Origin of the sequence: Nocardia abscessus NBRC 100374, from assembly GCF_000308455.1 — a bacterium.
GTDB classification, from domain to species: Bacteria; Actinomycetota; Actinomycetes; order Mycobacteriales; family Mycobacteriaceae; genus Nocardia; species Nocardia abscessus.
On sequence record NZ_BAFP01000043.1, the window covers coordinates 1 to 5128 of the forward strand.

A 5128-nucleotide genomic window follows, 5' to 3' on the forward strand; every position below is an offset into this window, starting at 1 on the left:
GCACAAACTCATCGGACCCGCGGTGTCGCCGCAAGAGGTCGGCCCCGTGGACGTCGTGCTGCTCTCGCACGACGAACACGCCGACAACCTGGACAACTCCGGCCGCGAATTTCTGGGCACCGTGCCGACCGTGCTGTCCACGCCGGGCGCGGCGACCAGGATCGAGGGTGTGCGCGGCCTGGAGAACTGGGAGACCGTGACGGTGCACGGGGTGCAGGTGACCGGCGTGCCCGCCCTGCACGGTCCCGAGGGCTGCGAACCGATCACCGGAATCGTCACCGGGTTCGTGCTGCGGGCCGAGGGAGAGCCGACGGTGTACGTCTCCGGGGACAACGCCTCCGTCGACGTGGTGCGGCGCATCGTCGAGCGGATCGGCCGGATCGACATCGCCGTGCTCAACGTCGGCGCCGCGAACGTCGGCCGCTTCATCGAGGCCGACGTCACCTTGAACGCGCGCACCGCCCTGCTGGCCGCCGAAGTGCTCGGCGACGCCGTGATCGTGGCGGTGCACGGCGAAGGGTGGGCCCACTTCAGCGAGACGCTCGACTATCTGGGCCGAGCGTTCCGCTACGCCGGTCGCGCCGACCAACTGCGCATACCGCCCTTGGGGCAGGCGGCCACCGTATGACCCCGGCGCGGCCGCTCAGCTGAGCAACGTGCCGAGAAACCGGCGCGAAGGGCGGGCCGCGGGTGGTCGGCGTGCGCGACCGGCGCGTCGCTCGTGGCGCGGGCACGGTGGCGGGGCCACGATGGCGGTATGAGGATCGGAGTACCACGGGAGGTCAAGGAGCAGGAGTTCCGGGTAGCCCTGACTCCGGCGGGCGCCGGGGAACTGGCAGGCCAGGGACACGACGTGCTGGTGCAGGCCGGCGCGGGCGTCGGATCGGGGTTCCCCGATGCCGAGTTCGCCGCGGCGGGGGCGCGGCTGGTCCCGGACGCCGACCAGGTGTGGCGGGAAGCCGAACTGGTGTTGAAGGTGAAGGAGCCGATCGCGCAGGAGTATCCGCGGCTGCGTCGCGGGCAGGTGCTGTTCACCTTCCTGCACCTGGCCGCGTCGCGCGAATGCACCGACGCCGTGCTGCGCTCGGGAATCACCGCGATCGCCTACGAGATGGTCCGTGCCGCCGACGGATCGCTGCCGCTGCTGGCCCCGATGAGCGAGATCGCGGGCAAACTCGGCGCCCAGGTCGGCGCGTACCACCTGATGGCGCCGCTGGGCGGCGCCGGACTGCTGCCCGGCGGCGTCCCCGGCGTGCGTCCGGCGGAGGTGGTGGTGCTCGGCGGCGGCGTCGCGGGCTCGAACGCGGCCGCGGTCGCGATGGGCATGGGCGCGCGCGTCAGCGTGCTCGACACCAACCTGCACCGATTGCGCGAACTCGACGCCCGCTTCGACGGGCGGGTCACCACCGTCGCCTCGAACGCCGCGGAGATCCGGCGTGCGGTGCTGTCGGCCGACCTGGTGATCGGCGCGGTGCTGGTCCCCGGTGCGCGCGCGCCGAGACTGGTCACCGACGACCTCGTCGCGGGCATGCGCCCCGGCGCGGTGCTGGTGGACATCTCCATCGACCAGGGCGGCTGCTTCGCCTCCGCGCACCCGACAACGCACGCGGCCCCCACCTTCCGGGTAGCGGACGCGCTGTTCTACTGCGTGGCCAACATGCCGGGAGCGGTGCCGCACACCTCGACGATCGCGCTGACCAACGCGACCCTGCCCTATGTGCGCGCGATCGCCGCTCTCGGCTGGAAGGAGGCGTGCGCCGCGCACCCCGATCTCGCGCACGGGCTCACCGCGGACGCCGGGCGGCTGCTGTCGGCCGAAGTCGCGGCCGCGCACGGGTATTCGCGGCCGCTCGGCGTCGCGGGGTGACTACTCCTGCTCGGCGCGGCCCTCGCCCAGGTACCAGTCCGGCTCGCCGCTGGTGGGCAGGTCGCGCAGCTTGTCCGGGTTGCGGACCACGTCGATCGCCACGATGTGGCCGTCGTCGACGGTGAAGGAGAAGACGCCCGTGTGGGTGCCGTCGAAGACCACCAGCCCGGGCTGGCCGTTGACCAGCACCGCGCGGCCCCAGGCGCCCGCGGCGGACGGCGCGTGGTACCAACCGAGCAGCAGCTTGGCCACCAGTTCGGCGCCGTGCACCGGCTGCCGGATCGCGGGCACCTTGCCGCCGCCGTCGGCGGTGAGGCTCACGTTCGAATCGAGTACGCCCAGCAGCGCGCTGAGATCGCCGGAACGCCAGGCCAGCGCGAAGGCAGACACCACTTTCTTCTGCTCGTCGGGCGAGGCCGGGAAGCGCGGCGTGCTTTTCTCGACGTGCTTGCGCGCCCGGGAGGCGAGCTGACGGACGGCGGCCGGAGTGCGACCGACCACGTCGGCGACCTCCGGCCCGCTCATGCCGAAGACGTCCTGGAGCACGAAGGCGGTGCGCTCGGCCGGCGACAGGGACTCGAGCACCACCAGCAGCGCGGTGGTGACCCGCTCGTCCTGGGTGATCCGGTCGGCGGGGTCGTCCCAGGTGGTCACCTCCGGCTCCGGCAGCCACTCGCCGACGTACTGTTCGCGGCGGACGCGCGCCGAGCCGAGGTGGTCGAGGGCGAGGCGGCCGGTCACGGTGGACAGCCAGGCGCGCAGGTTGTCGATCTCGCCCGCGGCGCCGGCCTCGTGCTGGCGCTGCAACCGCAACCACGCCTCCTGCACCACGTCGTCGGCGTCGCTGAGGCTGCCCAGGGTGCTGTAGGCGAGCCTGCGCAGATACGGCCGGTGCTCCTCGAACTGCCGGGCCAGCTCGGCTTGGTCGAGGGGCTCGCGGGAAGGCTGTTCGGAGGTCACTTCTGTTCGCCGTTCGTCGTTCGGCCCCTGCAGGGGGCGAGTCTATGGTGCGTCACCAGGTCGACGACGCAGGGGAACAGAGTGTGACACGGCCGCAGGGGACCAGCCGTGTGCGCGGCGCCGGTCGCCGACCCGATAACCTCGCCGGGTGCAGAAGGGGACCTCCACCGCGATCGGGTTGCTGCTCGGATTCGCGCTCGACCGGTCGTTCGGCGATCCGCGGCGGTGGCATCCGGTGGCCGGATTCGGTTCGGCGGTGGCGGCTCTGGAGTCGGTGACCTATGCCGACCGGCGCGTGGCGGGACTGGTGCACGAGGCACTGGCCGTCGGTGCGGTGGTCGGGCTCGGGGTGGCCGCGCGGCGCGGCGGGGTGGTGTCGACCGCGGTCGCGACCTGGACCGTCCTGGGTGGACGCAGCTTGGCCCGGACCGGTCATGCGATGGCCGACCGGTTGGCGGACGGCGACCTCGACGGAGCTCGCGCGCTGCTGCCCTCGCTGTGCGGTCGCGATCCGCAGGCGCTCGACGCGAACGGACTCGCCCGCGCGGCCCTGGAGTCCATCGCCGAGAACACCTCCGACGCGGCTGTGGCCCCGGTGGTCTGGGGCGCCGTGGCGGGCGTCCCGGGTTTGCTCGGGTACCGCGCGGTCAACACGCTCGACGCGATGATCGGCTACCGCAACGAGCGCTACCGGCGTTTCGGCTGGGCGGCCGCGCGCGTCGACGACGTGGCCAACCTGATTCCGGCACGCCTCACCGGTTTGCTCACCGCCGCGCTCGCCCCCATGATCGGCGGACGGCCCACGGCGGCTCTCGACGCTTGGAACAGGGATGCCGCCGGGCACCCCAGCCCCAATGCGGGGGTGGTCGAAGCATCGATGGCCGGGGCGCTCGGCGTCCGGCTGGGGGGCCGCACGCAGTATCCGCACGGCGTCGAACTGCGGCCCGTCCTCGGTGACGGCCCGGCTCCCACCGTGCACGACCTGCGCCGGGCAGTTCGCCTGTCCGAGGCCGTGCAACTCACCGCCACCCTGCTGGCCGCCGCCGTCGCGGCGACCAAGCGCTGAGCGGTTTCGCGGCCAGATGCGGCGGGAAACGTCACACGCGGGCCGGACGGCAGCCAGTGCTTCTCACCCGGAGCACACCCTGTCCTAAGAGTGGCTGGCATCGCGCAATCCCCGTCGCCCGGTCGGCAAGCCGAGGTCGACTATCGATCCGCGTCGGCGGAATGGGGGTCGCGGTCGGCAGCCCGGCAATCACGAACCCGCTCGCCACAGGCATTCCGGCTTGACGTGGTACCGCCGGGGTCACACCTTCTCCGGTGTCCTCCGTGGCCTGTCCGCGGCCGGGAAGCCGCCGCGGCCGGAATCAGCCGCGGCCGCGGCCGTAACGGTCGGCGAGGCGAGCTTCCGTGGTCGGGGCTGCGGGCGGGCTCGGCGCGGTCGCTGGAATCGGCTCGGAGTGGGCCGGTTCGGCGGGGGATGGCGCGCGGGATGGCTGTGCTGCGGCCTTTTCCTTCCTTCGTTCCCGGATCTCGGCATAGACGAAGTAGCCGAGGCCCAGCGGAGCCATGATGCCGAAGGCGAGCCATTGAAGGCCGTAGGACAGGTAGGGGCCCGCGTCGAGTCGGGGCAGGGGAGTGGGTGTGAAGGCGCCCGGTTGGTTCTCGCTCAGCTGCAGGTAGCCGCCGCGGTCGCCGGTCGGGAGGGAGGTCAGGGTCTGATTCAGCACCGCCGACTCCTGGGTGGTGTCGATGGAGTACACCTGGCGGTAACCGTCCTGGACGCTCGGGTCCTTGCCGGGCGTGACGCCCTCGGACATCCGGACGCGGGCCTCGATGCGCTGCGGCCCGGCGGGCGGCTCGGGGATCGGCGGCGGGCGCGTGCCGTCGACCGCCGACACCAGCCCGCGGTCCACCAGCAGCACGCGGCCGTCGTCCAACCGGAAGGTGGCGAGCACCGCGTACCCCGGAGCGCCGTCGAGGTGGCGCAGCCGCACCAGCACCGTGGAGTCCGGTACATAACTGCCGGAGGCGGTGACTCGGCGCCACTCGGTGGGTGTGCCGCTTCCGGTCTCGGACAGCACGGCGGTGACGTCGACGGGCTCGGCCTTCACCGAGTCGGCGATCAGCTCGTTGCGGTGCGAGGTGGCCGTGTTCTTGCCGAGCTGCCACGGCGCGAGCACGGTGAAGCACAGGTAGGCGAACGCGGCGACGAGCACCGCCAGGATCAGCCAGCTGGGGCGCAGCAGGAAGGCGAGCCTGCGCATCAGGATCGCTCGTCTGCGACTAGCCGCGGATCGG

5 protein-coding genes are annotated in these 5128 nt (G+C 72.5%); 3 read left to right on the plus strand and 2 right to left on the minus strand.

Going from position 1 to position 5128, the window contains the following annotated elements; genetic code table 11:
• A partial coding sequence (locus ON19_RS09105; protein WP_043688997.1) for an MBL fold metallo-hydrolase occupies positions 1–628 on the plus strand: 628 nt, incomplete at its 5' end.
• Positions 629–757: 129 nt separating this feature from the next.
• Positions 758–1867 (plus strand): alanine dehydrogenase, encoded by a 1110-nt coding sequence (gene ald, locus ON19_RS09110; RefSeq protein WP_043689000.1) that lies wholly within the window; start codon positions 758–760, stop codon positions 1865–1867.
• On the opposite strand, the gene sigJ is transcribed toward ald, so the two are convergent.
• Positions 1868–2827 (minus strand): RNA polymerase sigma factor SigJ, encoded by a 960-nt coding sequence (gene sigJ / locus ON19_RS09115; RefSeq protein ID WP_043689002.1) that lies wholly within the window; start codon positions 2825–2827, stop codon positions 1868–1870.
• Between the two features lie 148 nt (positions 2828–2975).
• On the opposite strand from sigJ, the gene ON19_RS09120 reads away from it, so the two are divergent.
• Positions 2976–3893, plus strand: coding sequence for a cobalamin biosynthesis protein (locus ON19_RS09120; protein ID WP_043689004.1), 918 nt, complete (start codon positions 2976–2978; stop codon positions 3891–3893).
• Positions 3894–4194: 301 nt separating this feature from the next.
• On the opposite strand, the gene ON19_RS09125 is transcribed toward ON19_RS09120, so the two are convergent.
• Positions 4195–5094: an SURF1 family cytochrome oxidase biogenesis protein gene (locus tag ON19_RS09125; RefSeq protein WP_043689006.1), complete on the minus strand. Its 900-nt coding sequence runs from the start codon at positions 5092–5094 to the stop codon at positions 4195–4197.
• Positions 5095–5128: the final 34 nt, after the last annotated feature.